Source organism: uncultured Maribacter sp. (genome assembly GCF_947496775.1).
Classification (GTDB): Bacteria; Bacteroidota; Bacteroidia; order Flavobacteriales; family Flavobacteriaceae; genus Maribacter_B.
The window spans coordinates 973,848-995,883 of sequence record NZ_CANMDU010000001.1; the positions used below are offsets into that span (position 1 = coordinate 973,848).

A 22,036-nucleotide genomic window follows, 5' to 3' on the forward strand; every position below is an offset into this window, starting at 1 on the left:
AACGCAAAAAATAAGAAAAATGAAAAAAGTAAAAAATATAATATTATCGATAACGGCCCTTATAGCCCTATCATCATGTTCAGATAGTTTTGTGGAAGAAAACCCACCATCTGAAATTACTCCCGATGGTTTATTAACTACTGAGGCTGGTGCACAAGTTTATTTAAATGGAGCCTATGGGGCCATTCAGCACACTTTAGCATCTGGCGGCGGTGGCACGAATGCTGCATGGCAAATTCATTGGGGAACTATTGCTACAGATGAAGTAGTTGTTCCTGGTTGGGCTGGTGACAGAAAGCTTATGTTCTTACAACAAGTAACACCTTCTAACAATACTGTTCTTGATGTATGGCAAGAGTTATACGAAGCAGTAAATATAGCTAATAGTGTTATTGACAGAATTGGAGCTATGACAGAAGATCAAATAAATAATGAAGCTAAAGAAAAAATGATTGCTGAAGCTAAATTCTGTAGAGCAGCAGCATATTTTGGATTAGTTGTGCCTTTTGAAAACATACCATTACACAAAAATGAAACTGTTACTGTAGAAGATGCTATTTTACCTCAATCCTCAGCTGCAGAGGTTTATGAATTTATTATTTCGGATTTAAAAGTTGCCTCTGCTGTTTTGCCAGAAGAACAAGGCGGTGCAAAAGCTACTAAAGGAGCTGCGCAAGCTTTATTAGGTAAAGTATATTTACAAATGACTGGCTTTCCTTTAAACCAAACAGATAAGTTTGCTTTAGCAGAAAAAGAATTCGAAGATGTAATCAGGAGTGGTGTATATGATTTATTAGATAATTATGCAGATGTTTTTAAATTAGATTTTGAGCAAAGTGCAGAAATTGTTTATGCTTTTCCAATGGATGGTCCAGGTCAAAGTGAAGGTGGGAACTTAAGTACTTTTTATGGTCCTAATGGTGCTGTATCTAATGGCGGTGGCTGGGGAACATGCTATATAAACCAAGAATTTGAAACATCATACGATAGAGATGATTTAAGGTTAAGAAACAATGTAGCTGTTCATAATGCAAATGACATGACAAGAGAAGAAGCTGTAGAGGTTGACCCTAATGATTGGGGAACAAATAAAGTTTCTTGGAGAGGTTGGAAAACACATGCCGAAAAACCAAATGCATATGCCAATGACACCCCATTTGACAATCCTTATATTAGATATTCTGATGTTTTGTTAATGTACGCCGAGGCATTAAATGGGCAAGGAAAACTTACGCAAATAGACATTGACCAAACCGTAAATAGATTAAGATCAAGGGTAAGAAATATTCCTTCCGCAGTACCAGATATGGTTCTTGGAACACAAGAGCAAAATGCTGAAGAAATTTTATCCGAACGTAGAAAAGAACTATGTTTTGAAGGTTGGAGACGCAATGATCTTATTAGGTTTGGAAAATATAAGGAGACCATTTTAGCTATAGATCAAGGTGGTTGGAGTACAGCAGGTAATCCAGGCCCTAACTATGAGGATTTTGAAATTAGATGGCCCATACCTAGTTCTGAGCTAGAAATAAACCCCAACTTAATACAAAACGAGGGATATTAATTCACCTACAAAAATCGCAAAAAATGAAAAATTATATAAATAACAAATTTAGTAAGTACCTCTTTGCTATATCTATTCCATTAGGAATAGCATTAAGTTGTACTCCAGAATCTAATATTAGAGACGGTATTAAGGAAATAACCTTTAAACCAACTGCCAGCACTACGTTAATTACAGAAGGTGAAACTATTAAATATCAAGATTCCTCGCTTAACGTAAGTAAAAGAATTTGGACGTTTGAAGGTGGTAGCACAGAAACTTCCGATGAAAAAATTATAGAAATTACTTATGATGATGCATCGGAAATTAATGATGGTATCCCTGTTGGTTATCTTACCACATTAGAGGTAACACATGAAGATGGTTCCATTACTAAAAATTCATTTAAAGTAGATGTATATAACCATGTAAAACCAGAATTTAGTGCCGATAAAAATGCTGCATTAATGGGTTCCGAAATTTCATTCACTAACCTTTCTGAATACGCAGAATCTAAATGGGAAGATGCACAAGAAAAAGATGTATACTTTTGGTCATTTCCTGGTGGTATTCCAGAAACTAGTAATGAAGAAAACCCTAAAGTTACTTATCCTAACACAGGAGATTATCCAGTTGCTCTGGCAATTTTTCGCTCTGCACCAGAGGACAAAGCCGTAATTGTAAAAGAAAATTTTATTAAAATTGTAGATGTACAGGTTATAGGGGCAACGTCTAACAGAATGGCTGAGTTAGGTTCAAAAATAGCTTTAACTTATGAGACAGCCTTACAAGCTACAGATGCCAGTAAGTTTAGCGTTCTAGTAGATGGTACGGCAGTAAATATCTCTGCTGTAAACATTAAATCTGGAGATGATACAACATATGAAATTGTTCTAGAAACACCTATAGTTGATAATCAAGTTGTAAGCCTATCATATGAAGGAGGAGATTTCGCTTCTACAGGGGAACTTTTAGGACCAATAGTAGATTTAGGAATAGAAAACAACGTAATAAATCTATTAAAAGATAAAAACCCAGGCTTTGAGTCCGATGGGCCAGGAGGTTTCCCTGGTGCTGGTTGGGGTAACTGGGATGGTACTGCTAATAATCCAGAAGTTTATGCTGTGATTGATTCTGATAAGCATAGTGGTAATAATAGTTTACAAATTACAATGGACGGAACAGGAACAGGCTGGATTCTCAATACTACTGGTCACGAAGTAGTAGAAGAAGGAATATACAGATTAACCGTTTGGGCCAAAGCATCTGTTGATGGTATTCCATTAGACTTTAGATCCGTTACTCCAAACTGGTCTAATGTACATACTGCCAATGAAACATTAACAACCGAATGGGCAGAATATACTTTAGAGTTCTCTACTGTTGGTGATGAAAATCTTAACAGAAACTACTGGCATGTTCTTAGACCTAATGAAGCTTCTAATGGTGTACAAGTTTTTCTAGATGATATTTCATTATATAGAATAGACTAGTAAAACATCTTGCCAAAATTTAAAGGTCTATTTGAAACATCAAATAGACCTTTTTTTAGTAAATTAAGCTTTCATATATTTCTTCTCTATGAAAAAAAAGTACACTCTTGTCAACCTCATAATATGCTGTTGTTTATTACTATGTATAAATTGTAATAAACAAGAAAAAATAACGAATAAAAACAATTCTCATCATAAAGAAAATCAGCTCTTCAGCCTCATTTCTCCGAAAAAAAGCAACATAAATTTCAATAATCATATTGATGAAAATTTTAAAAATTTCTTTGCCGTTTTTAATTACGTTTATAATGGTGCCGGTGTTGCTATAGGAGACATTAATAACGATGGCTTATCGGATATATATTTTGTGGGCAATGAAGTCCCCAATAAGTTATATTTAAACAAAGGTGATTTTGAATTTGAAGATATATCTACAAGTGGAAATGTTAGCAACGAAAAAGGCTGGCACAATGGAGTTGTAATGGCAGATGTAAATGGAGATAATTTACAAGACATTTACGTTTGTCGAGGAGGGTATAATGATTTAGACAAGGATAGAGAGAATTTACTATATATTAACCAGGGAGATAATACATTTAAAGAAGAAGCAAAAAAATACGGCATTAATGATAAAGGATATTCCATTATGGCTTCTTTTTTTGATTTTGATAAGGATAACGATTTAGATCTATACGTTACCAATAGACCAAACACTTTCTTCTTGGGATACCAACAAGTTCTTCAAGGAAAACAAAAGCAAGATGATTTATTCCGGGATAAATTTTATGAAAATGTAAATGGCTCATTTGTAGAAATTGGCCTTAATGCTGGCATTAAAAATAATTTTGGTTATGGTTTGGGTATCGCTACCACCGATATAAATAGCGATGGAAATGCTGATATATATGTTGCTAACGATTATTTAGAGAGAGATTATTTATATATAAACCAAGGGAACAAAAAATTTAAAGATGAACTTAAAACTCGCTTCAATCATATTCCTTTCTATGCAATGGGTGTAGATGTGGTAGATTTTAATAATGATGGTTTTGAAGACATAATGCAATTAGAGATGCGCCCTGAAGACTATGAACGTAGCAAAACTACTATGGCTTCTATGAATACCAAACTTTTTAAAGACATGACCTCAAACGGCTTTCATTACCAATACATGCACAATAACTTACAACTAAACAGAGGCAATGGGGTTTTTAGTGATATTGCCCAATTCGCAGGTGTTTCTAAAACCGATTGGAGTTGGTCTTGTTTAGGTAGCGATTTTGATAATGATGGCTATAGAGACTTATATATTACAAACGGTTTTAAAAGAGATATTTGGGATAAGGACGCAAATGCTGCCTTTAGAAAATTCATGCAAAGTGCCCAAGCAAGAAAAAACTCTAATGCCCAAAATGCGCAACATATAATTAATTTATTTAAAGAAAATAAAATACCTAATTACATATATAAAAACAATGGAAATCTATCCTTTAGCAAAAAGATTAAAGCCTGGGGCGTAAATCATGATAGTTTTTCCAGTGGTGCTGCAGTAGCAGATTTGGATAATGACGGAGACTTAGATTTAATTGTAAATAACATAAATGACACCGCATTTATTTACCAAAATAATGCCGAAAAATTAAATAATAACTTTATAAAATTAAAATTAAATGGACCTAAAAATAATACCACAGGTTTAGGTGCCAAAATAACAATATATCATAATAAAAAAATTCAATTTCATGAATTTAAAACCGTTAGAGGATATTTATCTTCGGTAGAACCATTAATTCATTTTGGGTTAAAAAAAAATAAAGAAATAGATAGCCTAAGAATAGTTTGGACAGATGGTAAAGAACAAATGATTACAAAACTAAAAACAAACCAATTGGTAGCCATAAGCTATAACGAGGCCAATATTCCAAGCACTTCAGAAACAAAAATCCCTACCCTACTATCCGAGAAAACAGACCACTTTTTAAAAACTCCCTTTATTCATAAAGAAAAAATATATAACGACTTTAAAGACCAAATTTTACTGCCTCATAAATTATCGCAAGATGGCCCTTGCATAGCCGTTTCTGACATTAATAATGATGGGTTAGAAGATTTTTATATTGGAGGCGCTTCTGGACAAGCTGGTGCCTTCTATAAGCAAACGAAAAATGGTGTTTTCAATAAACTAGATCAAAAAACCTTTTTAACTGATAAAGAAAAAGAAGATGTCGGAGCTATATTTTTTGATGCCGACGGAGATAATGACCAAGATTTATATGTAGCAAGCGGTGGTTATGAGTTTGCTATAAATGATTCTCTGTTACAAGATAGGTTGTACCTCAACAACGGTAAAGGCATTTTCACTAAATCTAAAAAATTGCCTAAAATTCATGAAAGTAGTTCTACTGTAATTCCGTTAGACTTTGATACCGATGGCGATTTAGATTTGTTTATTGGGGGTAGATTAATTCCTAAGAATTATCCCTTCACCCCAAACAGCTATATCTTAAAAAATGAAAATGGAAAATTTATAGATGTAACTTCTATCGTAGCTCCTGAACTTTCAAAAATTGGCATGGTTACTTCTGGCACTTGGAATGATATTGATGGGGATAATAATCGGGAACTTATCTTGGTTGGAGAATGGATGCCTATTTCTATTTTTAAAATAGATAATGGGGTTTTTAAAAACATAACCAAATCTTATAACTTACAAGACTCAAATGGCTGGTGGAATAAAATAATAGCTACTGATTATGATAAAGACGGAGATACCGATTTTATTGTTGGTAATTTGGGTTTAAATTATAAGTTTAGAGCAAGTAAAAAAAGTCCTTTCTTAATCTATGCAAATGATTTTGACAAAAACGGAACGAACGATATTTTTCTCGCTAAAAAATACAAAGACCGAGAAGTTCCTATTCGCGGACTTCAATGTACTTCAGAACAAATGCCCATTATTGCAAACAAATTTAAAAGCTATTCCGAATTTGCTCGAGCGGATATAAAAGAGATTGTGGGCGATAGTTTAAAATCTGGAAGTGTATACCACGCCAATGAATTTGCTAGTATTATTTTAGAAAATAATAATGGAAAGTTAGCCCCCAAAAAACTTCCAAGTGAGGCTCAATTTTCAGTAATAAATGGCATTATTGTAGACGATTTTAATGGCGATACCATTCTAGATATTTTGGTTGCTGGCAATAAATTTGAAACAGAAATAGAAACCACCAGAGCAGATGCATCATTAGGTTCTTTATTGCTCGGAACTAAGAAGGGAATATTTAAACCTATTTCTTATTTGCAAAGTGGGTATTTTGCTCCTTATAATATAAAAGACATTCAAAAAATTACTATTGGCAAAAATAAGACTGGGATTATTACTGGCATTAATAATAGTACAATAAAGTTTCATATCTTAAATTAACTTTAATCATAACCTATATATACTTTGCAAGTGCCAATCTTTTAATCTTCCAAATTACCTACAGGTTTTTTACGAACATATTGACTAGGTGTAACGCCAAATTGTTTTCTGAAACATTTAGAAAAATAAGATGATGTGTTAAAACCTGTTTTATACATAATATCTTTTACCGGTAAATCGCTATTTTCTAGTAATTGTACTGCTCTTTTAAGACGAATATTACGAATAAACTCTCCAGAAGATAAACCTGTAAGCTCTTTAAATTTCATATAAAGATTAGTACGGCTATGCCCCATTTCTTTTACTAACATCTCTACATTAAACTCGGTGTTCATCATATGTTTTTCTATAATGTCCATAGCTTGTTGTAAGAATTTTTCATCTAAAGAAGTTACTGCCACATCTTTTGGTTGCAAAATTATTTCCTTATTAAAACGCTCTCTAAGTTTTTCTCTTCGTTTTATAATATTATTAATTTTCAATTGCAATAATTCTATATCAAAAGGCTTTCTTATATAATCATCTGCACCTATCTGAAGGCTCTCCAATTCATTTTCTTGCGAAGTCTTTGCTGTTAATATTATTACAGGAATATGACTTATTTCTTTATTGCTTTTAATTTTTTTACAAAATTCAATTCCATCCATTACTGGCATAAGCACATCACTAATAACAATATTGGGCAATATTTGATTAACAATTTCTAATCCTTTTTCTCCATTTTCTGCTTCATAAATAGTATAGTAATCCTCAAGAACATCCTTAATAAAGCCTCTGATTTCTGAATTATCGTCTACAATAAGAAGTGAAGCTTGTTTAGGGGTGTTTTCTGTTAAAGTACTATCTGTTATTTCGTCGTTTAAATCAATTGCAAAAGATTCTGCTTCAGATGAACGAACCAAAAAATCATTATCAGAGACTTCTTTACAGGTGATTTCTTTACTGTGCTTATATATTTCTTTATCTTTAGGTAGCCTAACTTCAAATTCCGACCCTTTATTTATTTCAGAACTTACCTTAATAAATCCTCTATGTAATTGCACTAGCTTTTTAGTGAATGTTAAACCAATACCAATACCTTCTGGGTTTATTTTGCCATAATCTTTTTCTGTATGAAACCGTTCAAAGATTTCCTCGAGCCTAACTTTTTCTATACCAATACCAGAGTCTTTTACTTTTATAACTACGTAAGAAGTTGAGTTATATTTTTTTTCAGATATATTTATGGTAACAAACCCTCTATCTTCAGTAAATTTAAAAGCGTTAGAAAGAAGGTTGTTTATTATTTTTTCCATGGCATCATGATCAAACCAAGATACTAATTCTTCATTTTCCGCATCTATACTAAAATCTATATCTCTCTTAAATGCCTGAAATTGAAAAGGCTCTGCCAACTCTTTAATAAACTCCACAACATAAGAATTACGGACCACTAAAGGCATTTTACCTTGATTAATTTTTCTAAAGTCTAAAAGTTGATTAACCAATCTATGTAAATAATCGCTATTTTTTCTTATTACATGAAATTGCTTTTTAGCTTTTTCAGGCTCCAATTCCCTAAAATTTTTATCCAAATATTCTAAAGGTCCCTTTATTAAAGATAAGGGTGTTCTAAACTCATGAGAAATATTAGTAAAAAAATCTAACTTAATTTTATGCAACTCGTCTGACTTTTGTTTTTCTAAAAACTCATACTCTAGCTGTAATTTTTTAGTGGTCTTTATAAAAGTATATCTCCAAAAAAGCCATAAAACACCCATTACCATAATACCATAAATTACATATGCTAAATTAGTTCTCCACCAAGGAGGGATTACCTTTATATGTATTTCCGAAGGAGTGGCATCCCATAAACCATCATTATTAGACGCTTTTACTTTCAAAACGTAATCCCCGGGCTCTAAATTTGTATACGTGGCAAAACGTTTATCGGAAGAGGTAACAATCCACTCAGAATCAAAATTTTCTAATTTATAGGCAAATTTGTTTTTATCCGGAGCCGCAAAATGTAAGGCTGCGAATTCAAATGAAAAACTATTTTCTATATATTTCAATTCAATTTTCTTAGTTTCTGCAATACTTTTATTTATAATAACTCGACCATTAACCTCTTCATTAATTTCTACTGGCTTATTAGAAATAAAAAATTTAGTTATTACAGTTTCTGCTTTTATCTTATTTTCTTCAATTTTCTTAGGGTAAAAAGCATTAAAACCATTAACTCCACCAAAAAGCAATTCTCCATCCTTTCTTTTTAAAGCAGCTAATTCCTGAAACTCATTGCTTTGTAGTCCATCATTAACATCATAATTCTTAAAAGTCCTTTCTTTAGGATTAAATTTAGATAATCCTTTATTGGTAGATAACCATAAGTTACCCTCATCATCCTCTAAAATTCCTTTTATTACGTTGTTCGGAAGTCCATCTTCCTGAGTATAGGAGATAAATTTTTCCGTTTTTCCATTCTCTGAATAAACTAATTTATTAAGTCCACCTCCAAAAGTACCTATCCAAATATCTCCCAACGTACTTTCATAAATTGCCAAGATATAATTATGACTAATGGTATTTATGTTATCCGGTTTATTTTTATAAACTGTAAATTTTGGCTTCTTTTTATTTTTTTCCTCTGCGGTTAATTTACTTAATCCATTACCTGTTCCGAACCAAACATTCCCCTTTCTATCTTCATAAATACTACGAACAATATCATTAGAAATTGATGTAGAGTCATACTTTTTACTTTTAAATAAATCTTTCTGATAATCTGTAGAGTCATTACTGTTAGACCATCTATGTACTCCTGCTCCATAAGTACCAATCCAAATGTTTTGTTGTGAGTCTGTTAACAAAGAAAAAACACCTCTATTAATCCCTAATACCTGCACAACCATCTCTTTTTTAACATTTTTAGGGTTTGTAATATCTAACTGATAAAGAGCAGGGTAACCTTCACTTCCAATAAAAAGGGTTTTCTTACCTCCCTTAATACTCTCTGTTAAAGCAAATGGTTTTTTAATATTATTAAATACTTTAAACTTACTGTACTGCCCATCATCATCATGTTTTTTAAGCATATTTAACCCACCACCTTCTGTGCCTATCCATAAAGTTCCATTACTATCTTCATAAATAGATCTAATTTTATCATAGCTTAAACTATTTGGGTTCTCGTTTTTTCTAAAATGCTGAAATTGTTTTCTTTTTCTATCATATTTATTTACTCCTCCTCCATTAGTTCCAACCCAAAGAATTCCTGTTTCATCAATGAATAATGACTGTACAATATTCTTACTAAGACTATATGTATTTTTAGAATCATATTTATAGTGTCCGTTTATTGTAGGTAAGGAACTTTCACTTTTATTCTCAAAACATAGTAGTCCATTATTAGTCCCCAACCAAATATCATTTGTGTTATCCACTAATACATCATTATAAAAACCGGGATATAATAGCTCTACTTTAGATTTAGTATCGTCAGTACTTATATAAAGTCCATTATAAGAACCAATAAGTAATCTTCCATATTTATCCTCTCCTATACTGCCAATAGTGGTTCTAGGAAGTCCAAACCCATTACTTACTAAATTCATATAATACTCTCCATCTTTGTTTCTAGACATTGTATATAAACCTTGCAACGTACCTACCCATATTGTTCCCGCGCTATCTTCATAAATTGAATTAATGTTATTTGCTTTGGAGTATACCGTAACATTTTGCTCCACGGAAAAATGGTTAAACTTTAATGTTTCTTCACTATTTTCCAAATTGACCATATCTAATCCCTTAGGAGAACCAATCCATAGTCTGTTTTTACTATCTATAAACAATGTATGTATATAATCACTAACCAAACTCGAATTATCATCATCATTGTGCGTATAATGAGTAAAGGTTTCTTTTGATTGGTTAAAATATTCAAGCCCACTTCCTGTAGTTCCTATCCACAGATTATCCTCATTATCTCCAACAATACTATATATTAAGTTACTACTTATACTTTCAGGGTCATTGGTGTTTGGTTGGTATATCGTGAACTCGTAACCATCATATTTGTTTAACCCATCATGCGTAGCGAACCATAAAAAACCCTTGTTATCCTGGTAAATATCATTTATATCATTTTGAGAAAGTCCATTTTTGGTCGTTAAATGCTCAAATTTAACAGCTTCCTGCGCCCAAATACATTGGCTATTCAAGGAAACAAAAGCCAATATAAGGGTTCTTATTATACAATAAATATTACTATTCATACACTAAAAATATATTACTCAATATACCAAATTATATGTGGAATATTAGAATCAGATATTCCAATTCAAGACAACCATAATCATATTTAAAAAAAGAAAAGTATACTACATAAACCTTACCCATAGTATATAAAATTCAAAAAGGCTTTATAATTATAAAAACCTTATAGTTCTATGCTAAAAGATATTACATTAAGCCATTACTCATCAATACTTTTTTTACTTTTCAAAGGCAAATACAATACCCAAATCATCGAAATTTAACCAGCAGACTAACTGTTTTTGCCAATTTAGCGCCAACAACAATCATTTTTTTAACTAAAAAATTTAAACTCGAACTAAAGAGAACAATGTCTCTTTTTACTAAATAAATAACTCAACAAAACATGAACATATAATATAAAATAATAGACAATCATACCAAACGCATATTCAAAACATGTCCTAAAAGTCCTATTTTAATAACAAAACACCATTGTTACTACTAAATTTAAATTTAAAAATACTGAACATTAAGATTGACTCCCAACAAAAAACAATTCAGATCAAAATACACAAAGAAGCACCAACACTCTCACAAAATACTTCAAATAAATACAGCGCTAAAATACATGTCTAGTTTTACTTGAGAGACTATTTTTTCTATGTAATTAACAATTTGATAGTTTTAAGCCTTAATTATTTTCAAAAATTTAATTTTTAATCTGTTTTGGTATCATATTATACTATTATAGTATTGATGTCAAAATTTTAACTACCTAACTCACTATTATGAAAGAACAAAAATTAAAACTTATTAGAGCAAATGCTTTGCTGCTGTTTCTATTTCTAGGAATAGGCTGGGTGCATGCCCAAGAAACAATTTCCGGTGTAATTACAGACGATCAAAAAATTCCTCTAGCTGGAGTTACCGTTATTGTTAAAGGCACCAATAATGGGGCAGTCTCAGATTTTGACGGAAATTATTCTATTTCTGCTTCGGTTGGCGAAACTCTATTATTTTCGTATCTAGGTTTCAAGAACATAGAACGTGTTGTAACAGCAGATACAAAAACCTTAAATCTTGCAATGCAAGAGGACTCGCAAGCCTTAGAGGAGGTAATTGTTGTTGGGTACGGAACCCAAAAGAAAAAGGAAGTAACTGGTGCTGTTGCTAAAGTAGCTTCTGATGAATTAGTAAAAGTTGCTGTATCTGATATTGGTGCTGCCATACAAGGTAAAGTAGCTGGGGTAAACATCCAAGCTGCAAGTGGGCGTCCGGGTGAAGCTTCTAACGTACAAATTCGTGGATTAGTTTCTTTAAACGGAGGAGAACCACTATATGTAGTAGATAATATACCACAAGAGGGTAATCCTAACCTAGCACCTGAACAAATTGAATCTATTGATGTATTGAAAGATGGTGCTTCAGCTTCTATTTATGGAGTGCGTGGTGCAGGTGGTGTAATTTTGATTACAACAAAACGTGGTAAAAAAGGTAAAATGAAAGTAGACGTAAACATGTTTACAGGTATCCAAAACATTACTTCAGGAACGCCATTATCAAGTACTACCGATTTTCTTTATGTTAGAGAGACTACTGAGCAAGCATCAGGTACTGAACCACAAACATTTAGAATAAATGCTAACGCCTTGGATTGGAACACCAACTTTGTTGAAGAAGTACAAAACGACAATGCTATAGTGCGAAATTTCAATGTAAACCTGTCTGGAGGTTCAGAAAACCTAACCTACAACTATAATACTACGTATTACAAGCAAGAAGGTACTATAATCAATTCAGATTTTGATCGTTTAACAAACCGTATTACTGGGCAATTTACTAAAGGAAAATTTAAAGCTTTTGCATCTGCTAGTTTAACAACAGAAAATCGTAAACAAGAACCTTGGAATATCTTTGGATTTGCCATAGGTAACCCTCCCCACACCGCTCCTTTTAGTGCATTTGAAACTGATGGTCAAAATTCAGTACAATTAGAGGATGTGGATAACGCAATATTTTATGGCTTTTTAGCGCGTCAGTTAGATAATACTGATGATAGAGAAAATAGAAGCAATAGTATTTCTTTAAATGCGGAATACGAAATTTTAGATGGATTGAGTTACAAATTAAATATTGGTCGTAATGAAGGTCAAAATTTTAGAAAATTCTTTCAGCCTCAGTATTTAGCTTTCGACCGTAATGGAGATCCTGTTGTATCCGGTTCCACACCACAGGCCACTTTGCAATACAATCAATGGTTTTCTAAAAGAGAGACTATAGAACACATTTTAAATTATAAAAAATCTTTTGGAAAGCATAATTTAGATTTCTTAGCAGTTGCCTCTTATGAAAAATACCAATTCAGAACCTTGAATACAGGTACGGTTTTTGCCGAGGATGCTTCAAATGACGTTCAAGTATTGAATGCTGGAGCTGATCCAATAACGCCAAGTGAAAATAGAATAGCCAATACATTGGCAGGTAAATTAGGTAGAATTCAGTACAATTACGATGGTAAGTATCTTTTTAGTGCCAGTTTTAGACGTGATGGCTCTTCTAAATTTCCTAAAAAGAATAGATACGAAAACTTCTATGGTTTTTCAGCAGGATGGAATGTAAGCGATGAAGAATGGTTTAATGTGGATGCTATTAGCAATTTAAAAATTCGCGGTAGTTGGGCACAAGTAGGATTTAACGGTATTCCAGATTACACCTATATACCCGTAATAGAATCAGGGGTAAACTATCCGTTCGGAGCTGATGAAAATTTACAGAACGGTTTAGTTCAACGTAGATTTCCAAACCTTGAAGTACAATGGGAAACTCAAGTTTCTTCAAATATTGGTTTTGAGTTAGGCTTGCTTAACAACAAATTAAACATTACAGCAGATGTTTATAAAAATGACAAGAAAGATATGTTGCTTAATGAGTTAACGCCTCCTTCTGCTGGTTTATGGCAGCCACGAGTACAAAGTGTTTATGGGTCAATACCTGTCAATACTGGAAATATGGTAAATAAAGGCGTTGAGGTTGCTATGAACTATAAAGGTACAATAGGCGAAGATTTTAAATTTGGAATTTCTGGAACTTGGACCCTAAATGATAACAAAATTACCAGTTTAAATGGTAAGACTCTTGGTGCTTCTGGAGGTAGAATTAGGAATTTTGATGGTAGTGAGAGTAATCTTGCAACAACTTTTTTAAGCTTAGGAGATCCAGCAGGATCATTCTATTTATTGCAACATGATGGCGTAATCAAAACGGAAGAAGAATTGGCTGATTATCAACTATTAGATACAGAAGCTTTTGGTAGTCCTAGATTGGGAGATGCAAAGTTTAAAGATGCTAATGGTGATGGTATCATTAATGATGCCGATCGTGTATTCTCTGGCTCAGGTATTCCACAATGGGAAGCTGGTTTAAATCTCGATTTGGGTTATAAGAATTGGGATTTTTCCGTTCAAGGTTATTTGTCATATGGTGCAGAAATATTTAATGGTAATAGGGCTCTGTCTTATCAAGGTGGACGTCATGAAGACCAAGTATTTCAATGGACCCCTCAAAATTCAAATTCTGACATTCCTACCTACAGAGGTAACCAGCACTATAATGTATTACCCTTTTCAGATTTTTGGTTAGAAGATGGTACCTATTTACGAATTAGAGCTATGTCTTTAGGCTACACGATTCCAGATACGCAAGATTACGGAGTTGAGAAAATTAGAATTTATTTAAACTCCGTAAACCCTTTTACTTTTACCAATTATACAGGTTATGATCCTGAGGTAGGTGGTGATAGTCTGTTTAACAGAGGGGTAGATAATGGCAATTATCCAATTGCTCGTCAATTTATGATGGGAGTTCAATTAAGTTTTTAAAAAAAAATAACTATGAAAGCAATGAATAAAATAATAATTAAAAGTCTTGCTCTTCTTGCGCTAGTTATTACTAGCTGTAATGAAAGCACATTTTTAGACGAGTCAAATCCAAATGCGCTTACAGTAGATAGGTTTTGGAAAACAGAGGCACATTTTAATTCCGCACTTACAACTGCGTATGGTGCTTTACAATACCGCTCGGTGAGTGGTGCTGAATTGGTACAGGAATTTGTACTAGGCGATATAGCGGGTACTCAACCTTGGTATCGTCCTGCTGACTTTAGAAATTTAACTTATAATAACGCTTCAATTCACTTAGTAAATAAGTGGGAAGAGTTGTATGTGGGTGTTTTTAGAGCAAATACCGTACTAGATCAGCTATCACTAGTTGAGGAAGGTGTTTTAAGAGATGATTTTAAAGCAGAAATAGAAGCTCAAGCTAGATTTTTAAGAGCCTTCTTTTACTTTCAAATCATTCATACCTATGGGGGTGCCATGATTCATGATGGTGTGGCGCAGTCTATAGCTGAATTGAACCAACCCATTTCAAGTATTGAAGAGGTGAATACGCAAATGATTATTCCTGATCTTGAATTTGCAATGAACAACTTGCCAGAATCATGGCCTGCCAACGAAACAGGAAGAGCAACTTGGGGCGCTGCAACATCAATGTTAGGTAAAGTGTATTTATATGACGAGCAATGGGGTCAAGCAGCAACTTTGTTCAAAGAAGTAATAGATTCTGGTATCTACGATTTAACACGTAATATTGAAGATAATTTTACGCACTTTAACGAGTTTAATGAAGAATCTATTTTTGAAGTAAATTACTCCTTCGATTTAAACTCAGGTAATAGTGGTTTTCAAGAAGATAGCGATACACAAGGCGGCTCAGGAGCTGAGTCAACCACGCTTAGCACAGAAATAGGCTCCCTCGCACATGGTGCTTTTAATACGGTTTTGACATCGTATAGCTTGCATGAGTTGTTAGTGCATGACGAGGTAGATCCAAACAACCCTATTAACGACGGTAATTTAGAATCTCGTAGAATGAATTATACCATTGCTCCTAGAAATGGAGAAGGTGATTATTATTTAGAACCGTTTGCAGAATCTCCAGCTGCATGGGGTGGTGGAATAACTGCATTCGTAAAAAAACATTCTAACTGGTATCATATGACGCAAGAACCTCTACGTGGACGTAGTGGCATAAACTTTAGACATATTCGTTATGCAGATGTTCTGTTAATGTATGCTGAGGCAACAATCAATGCTAATGGTGATTTTATGACAGCTATTCAATATATTGATATGGTAAGAAGTCGTGCAGGTGTATACACTTTGCAGCAATATATGGATATGAATGGTGGAATGTTTCCAGCGTTTCATGTGAGCCCACAAGTTAATGGTGGGAACCTAACTTTTGTTGCTCCTAATGCGCAAACAGTAATGGAACATATTCAAAAAGTAGAACGAAAAATAGAGCTTTGTTTTGAAGGACATCGTTACAAAGATTTAGTTCGTTGGGGTATTGTTAAAGAGGTTTTTGATGAATTACGTGCTGATGAAGTTTGGCGTCAGGACGAATCGAATCTAGACCTTTCGGGTATAGGTGAAGCCCCATTATTTATATCGGGATTTGTTCGACCAGATTTTGTGTTGTCCTCTGTGAACTACAGATCAGATCAACACGACTATTTCCCAATTCCTACAGCAGAGGTGTTAAACAATCAAAATTTTAATAATTAAAATTGCTAGATATGAAACAAAATAAATTTTTAAGCATGCTCTTTGTCATGAGTCTACTATTTGTAGCTTGTGAAGAGCAAGAAGAGTTGAACCTAACGGATGTAAATCATCGAGTTATTGTAACATCAGAACAAGATTTTGCTAATACAATAAACGTTGGTGGTGATATTGATTTAGGTGATATTTCAAGAGGTGTTGAATCAAGAACATGGACACTTCCAATCAATGGGAGTATAATTTCTGGTGGAACTGGTCAAACATCTTCTGAAAATGTTATTAAGGCAGTTTTTAATAAAGCAGGTGTTTATGATGTTGTACTTAATCAAAAATTCAAGGGAAATGTTTTTCGTAATGAGGATAGTACAACACCAAGCGATACTAGAGAGTTAGATACAACCATTGTAGTAACCGTAATAGATTCAATTACTTCAGTATTAAAAGCACATCGTATTAATCCAGATGGTAGTATTGGCGCAGAAATAAATTTAGCAGATGATGCAGAACATGAACTAGAAGCAAGTAACTCCATTCGTTTGAGTTATACTGCAATTGGGGAACCTCAGAATATAAATTGGTCTTCTGAAGGCGGTAAGCCTAAATTAATTAATCAAAAGGATACAGAAGATTTTGTGGATATGAGATTTAATAAACTAGGTTCTTGGGATTTACAGTACATAGCTGATAGATTTCGCCCTACAGACGCTGATACACTTTTCTTTGAAAATGTAATAAAAGTTATACCATCCCCTGCTCCTGTAACTTTAGATAGAGTTGCTGAAAGAGAAGGCAAAATTAATTTAGAATTTAGTAGAGAAATTGACGATGCCACAGTTAATGCTGCTAATTTTACGGTTAGGATAGAAAATAATACAGATGAAATGAATCCTATTGTACTTAACCCTACAGTTTCATTAGCTTCTGTAGATAATGATGAAGCCACAATTGTAATTCTGGAGATAGATGGTGCACAAATTTATAATGATGATCAAGTTTATATTAGTTATACTCCTGGAGTTTTATCAACGGTTGACGGAAAGGAATCTGAAGCTATTACAGATGCACTATTAACAGATTTTACCCCTCTTACCAATATATATCCTGAAACAGAGTATGACTATGGTTTCGAAGTTAGAAATGTAGAAGATTTTCCATTCTTAGGTTGGCAAGGTCCCTGGGGCGATTTTGATTTAGCCATTGAATTTGATAAAGTTCGTTCAGGAGCTAAAAGTCTTAAAGTTTCCCTTAGACCAAATGGAGGAATGATTGTACAACAAAACTCTGGTGGAAGCGCAGTTACATTTACGCTTAAAGCAGGTACAACTTACGAATTTGGATATTGGATGTATATTGAAAGTGATTTAACTGCACTTCCAACAGATACTCAATCAGCAGATATTCAAGTTTATCCATCGGATTGGGGTGGACCAAATTTAGCTCCAACCACATTTACTTCGGATATGGCTACAGGAGAATGGGTTTATCATAAACAAGTGTTTACTAATGGCGGTCCAGATCGTGAAGTAACATGGCTTTTAAGGGGATTCAATGAATTCCATGATAATGCACTTGTATTCTATTGGGATGACTTCTTCTTAGCAGAGGTACCAGTTAGACCAACACCATAAAGATTGAGTTAGTTAAGTTAGAAAAAGGGTTGGCCAATTTATGGTCAACCCTTTTACATTTAAAAGAAAATTCAAAATTAGCTGTCACAATTCTGCATTGGTTGTATACAATTCTTAGTTATTCTTATCAAAGCCAATGTTGTGCTTTTTATAGAGTGTAAAGTAACTTGGATGTTAAACACATTAGGTATTTAGGATATTTTCCAATCTTTCCCTTTAATACGTTAGTTATGAGAGCAGCGCAGTATACATCTTCATATTTACAAAGCAAAATATAGAACTATTTCTTGGTAATTTAAGGGTAATTCACATCCTAGCCCATTTCTCCTCGCAGTGTTACTTTCTAAGTTCCACTATATAAATCTATAAACAAACTACTTAAATCTGTTTATAACTATTTAGACATTTAATTTACCGTTTATTTAAAATTGATTCTTTTAAACTATCCTAAACAAATTGTCTACTTAAAAAAGCCAACCAAAATAGAGTAGACTACACCCCCCCATTTTCTCTTTAGAGCGTGTTTTAGAAACTATCTTTCCTTTTTGCAACCACACCTATATATTTGCAATAAACTCGACTAGGTTAGCTCCCTTTTCTAAATTCAACTTTTTTCTTAATCTATATCTCGATGTATGCGCACTTTCTATTGTGATACCCAACAGGGAAGACATTTCCTTACTTGAAAAGCCCAATTTTATCAAAGCACAAAGTTTTAAATCTGTAGGGCTTAGATCAGGGTATTTGCTTCGAATTTTATCATAAAATCCCTCATTCACAGAAGTAAATCTAACTTCAAACTCTTCCCAATTTCCTCCTGGAGAATTTTGAAAACCATTAATCATTCTATGAATTTTCTTAAAATCTATATTGTCACTTTTAGAAATACTTTCTTTTAATTTAATAATAAACTCCTCTTTTTCAATTAATTGTAAAGTAGAAGCCGTAAGTTCTCTATTTTTCAACTGCATAAACTCGTTAGTTTTTTCTTTTTCTAACTTATGCTTTCTTCTTAAGTTTCTAAAAAATAGAATACCGTACATTACTAAAAAAACTACTACTACTCCCATCAAGATATTTTGCAAAAAGCCTATTCTTTTTTGATTTTCTAGTTTTTCAATTTCCGCCTCATTAAGTAACGCTTTTTCTTTTTCCTTTTGCAGTCTATACTTATCCTTTATCTCAATTAAATGTTTGTTGTTCTTACTTTTTCTTCCAAATATCTTCTCGTTTAACTCTTGCGCTTTACTTTTAAAATGAAATGCTTCTTTGTAATTGCCTTCTTTATAATATAACTGAGACAAGGCTTCATAATTAAATTGTTTATAAGCTAAATGCCTATTATACTTTTCAGAATACTTGAGAGACTCCTTGTAATACATTACGCTTTCGCCAAAATTTCCCATCATTCTATATATATCACCGATTAAAAAATAAATTACGGTTTGATAAGACGGATTTTCTTTCTGAAAAAAAACATTAGCCTCATATAAAGCACTAAGAGAATGTTCGTAATTTTTATCTACAATGGCATTATAATATGCCTTTTCTGACTCTAAATAATAGGATTTATTATTAGCCTTCATTTTATTCAAAGCCAACTGACAACTATCTATATAAACCTTAGTCATTTCTAGATCATTGTTAATTCGATAACAATTAACTATTGCGTAATAGTTACTAACCAAATAATCTCTTCCTATTTTTTCTTCTGAAAGTAACTTTTTCTTGAGTTTAAGTGACATGTTGAAATAATACAGCGATTCTTCTTGCCTTCTATAAGAATTATACAGCCACCCCAATTCTTGATAAATTCTACTTTTAGAGATATCATCATTAGACAAGTCGGCAAGAATTAAAGCTTCCCAATAACCATCATACGATTTTCCATAATCCAATACATTATCGTACAATGCAGAAAGCTGACATAAAGTATTAATAAGGTTTATAGTATCCCTTTTAGAAGAATACGTGTCGATTCCTTTCTTTAAATAATAGACAGCGCTATCTATATCCTTAGAAGTCAACTCATTAGCCCTATCCAGAAACTCATTCGTTACATAAGGTTTTTGCGCACTAACAGAAATACAAACCACAAAAACAATAGTTCCAATAACCTTTTGCAAATTTACAATCTTCTTCATTTTCTATTCTTTTATCCACATTTCATATTCAAACACTGAACATCTAAAAAGTTACTCCTGAACAAAACTAATGGTGTTAAACCTATTTTAAAAGTAAAACTTGACAAGATATTACTCCTTAAAGTTAAAGGATTTTTACAAATGTTTAGTATAAATCTATAAACACACTAGTGATTTTTAATCTATAAAACTCCAAATTTTATTGAAATCCACAGGGCGAACGGAAAGTTAATTAATACAAACGACACTAAAATAATTGCAGTTCTAGTAATGAAAATAACCAAAATACTCCTTTAAAAATTCCCTTATATACCAAAAAAACAACATAAGAGTTTCTGATTCTATTTGTTCTTTCGAAATCAAAAAAGAAACTTCTACGTAGTACTATTATGACCACTTAAAGTAGTGCTTTTAAGGATAAGACGGTTTAAGGGTCTTAAAAAAAACATACCTTTATATGAAATAAACTTGCAACAACGAGACTACCTTGAATTCCATATTAAACCAAAAAAAAGGTATGGTTTCCCATACCTTTAGTTCAAAACTAACCTATTTTACAGATTTATAGTACTAACACAGACACTGTTAAACCAATTTGTTGAACAATAAAAAATCATTATAATTAATGTAAGGTATTATTAGTAATCCTTCATACAAAAGCTATTCATCTTCTAGTTTCCAAGTACGCACCCAATCAACCTTCATTGTATTAATTGTATTATCAGCTAAATCATTTTTATCTGCCAACCCTCCTAAGAAACATTCATCAGCAGTCCACAAATCAAAAATAAGCTCTAACTCTAAAGTAAAATCTTGATTTGTAGTAACTTTTCCTGCAGGCTCGCCATCTAGGTAAAATTGAACTGTACGCTCATCAATCCACCAGCACCCTACAATATGGTAATCTTCGTTCCAAGTTTTGTCTTTTTTCGGATTTTCATCAGATAACCATCTTGTATCATAATTATCTTCATGTCTTTCCGTAACTCCGTTTTTAGCTATAAAATATTGTGAGTTCATTTGTGTTGGAAACAAATTTGTAGTCCATGGAAAATTTGGTGTATTTATGGCAGTATTTACACAATCTTCCGTTGGTTTAGAATTATTTTCTACAATATCTATTTCATCTCTATCATCAATATCACCATTATTCATCCAAAAAGTATTAAAAGCAGAGATATGAGCGGTTTTCATGCTACATTCTGTATACATAGGATACCTTATTTTAGTAGTTGAATGAACTCTTGCTGTTTGAAACCAATTTGGATCACTCCTTAATGTTGCCTTAATACAAAGATTACCATCTTCTGTATAAGAATTCTCAGGCCTCATAAAAACGGGAGTTCCGCCATAATTCCAAAATGAATTATACCACTTTTTTGATGTATCATTTGGATCATTCGAAATATCCAAAGGACCATCAAATTCATCAGAAAGAGCATCTACTTTAACCCATTTTTTATCATTTGGAGTGGTATCATCTATAGATACGAAAGAAGGAAAATCAGGGTTTATATTTTCAAAAACTTCAGCTGATGGACCTTGATTTTCTGTTACTTCTATAGCAACTGTAGCTGTATCGCCATTATCATCTTTATCTATTATTCTATAGGTAAAACTATCACTCCCAAAAAAGTTAGAATTAGGTACATACTCAAAAATACCGTCACTAACTTCTGTAACATTACCATTTACTGGAGAGCTTGCTAAACTATAATTATTTGTATCTCCTCCATTGGGTCCTATATTATCATTAACAGACACATCTATTTGGTTATTATCACCAGATTTACTATTCTCTGCAACAGAAAGAGAATCATCTGCTGCCGTTGGACCACCAGATTCTTCATTAGAATTAGATGAGCACGAGATAAGTATACTTACAAGGCCAACAATTAGAAATGAGTGAGTTTTCATAATATATTATTTTTAAGTTTT

General features: G+C 32.8%; 9 protein-coding genes. 6 read left to right on the forward strand and 3 right to left on the reverse strand.

The window, feature by feature from the left end; genetic code table 11:
* Positions 1–19: 19 nt before the first annotated feature.
* From Q0856_RS04260 to Q0856_RS04270, 3 genes are all read left to right on the forward strand, one after another.
* Positions 20–1,564 carry a RagB/SusD family nutrient uptake outer membrane protein gene (locus tag Q0856_RS04260; RefSeq protein ID WP_298502922.1) on the forward strand — a complete coding sequence of 515 codons (1,545 nt, stop codon included), beginning with the start codon at positions 20–22 and terminating at the stop codon, positions 1,562–1,564.
* A 23-nt stretch (positions 1,565–1,587) separates the two neighbouring features.
* Positions 1,588–3,036, forward strand: a complete 1,449-nt coding sequence (locus Q0856_RS04265; protein WP_298502925.1) for a carbohydrate binding domain-containing protein — start codon at positions 1,588–1,590, stop codon at positions 3,034–3,036.
* Positions 3,037–3,124: 88 nt separating this feature from the next.
* Positions 3,125–6,460, forward strand: coding sequence for a VCBS repeat-containing protein (locus Q0856_RS04270; protein ID WP_298502928.1), 3,336 nt, complete (start codon positions 3,125–3,127; stop codon positions 6,458–6,460).
* A gap of 41 nt (positions 6,461–6,501) precedes the next feature.
* Here Q0856_RS04270 and Q0856_RS04275 read toward each other — a convergent pair whose 3' ends face one another.
* The gene (locus Q0856_RS04275; protein ID WP_298502931.1) at positions 6,502–10,719 is read right to left on the reverse strand and encodes a two-component regulator propeller domain-containing protein; all 4,218 of its coding nucleotides are present in this window, start codon (positions 10,717–10,719) and stop codon (positions 6,502–6,504) included.
* A 771-nt stretch (positions 10,720–11,490) separates the two neighbouring features.
* On the opposite strand from Q0856_RS04275, the gene Q0856_RS04280 reads away from it, so the two are divergent.
* From Q0856_RS04280 to Q0856_RS04290, 3 genes are read left to right on the forward strand one after another with little or no spacing between them, the layout of a single operon-like run.
* Entirely contained in the window at positions 11,491–14,580 is a 3,090-nt protein-coding gene (locus Q0856_RS04280) for a TonB-dependent receptor (protein ID WP_298502934.1), read from the forward strand.
* 12 nt (positions 14,581–14,592) lie between these two features.
* Positions 14,593–16,329: a RagB/SusD family nutrient uptake outer membrane protein gene (locus tag Q0856_RS04285; RefSeq protein ID WP_298502936.1), complete on the forward strand. Its 1,737-nt coding sequence runs from the start codon at positions 14,593–14,595 to the stop codon at positions 16,327–16,329.
* An 11-nt stretch (positions 16,330–16,340) separates the two neighbouring features.
* Positions 16,341–17,954, forward strand: a complete 1,614-nt coding sequence (locus Q0856_RS04290) for a hypothetical protein (RefSeq protein ID WP_298502939.1) — start codon at positions 16,341–16,343, stop codon at positions 17,952–17,954.
* Positions 17,955–18,511: 557 nt separating this feature from the next.
* Here Q0856_RS04290 and Q0856_RS04295 read toward each other — a convergent pair.
* Positions 18,512–20,098, reverse strand: coding sequence for a hypothetical protein (locus Q0856_RS04295; RefSeq protein WP_298502941.1), 1,587 nt, complete (start codon positions 20,096–20,098; stop codon positions 18,512–18,514).
* A 660-nt stretch (positions 20,099–20,758) separates the two neighbouring features.
* A complete protein-coding gene (locus Q0856_RS04300) occupies positions 20,759–22,015 on the reverse strand; it encodes an Ig-like domain-containing protein (protein WP_298502944.1) in 1,257 nt (418 codons plus the stop codon).
* Positions 22,016–22,036 lie beyond the last annotated feature (21 nt).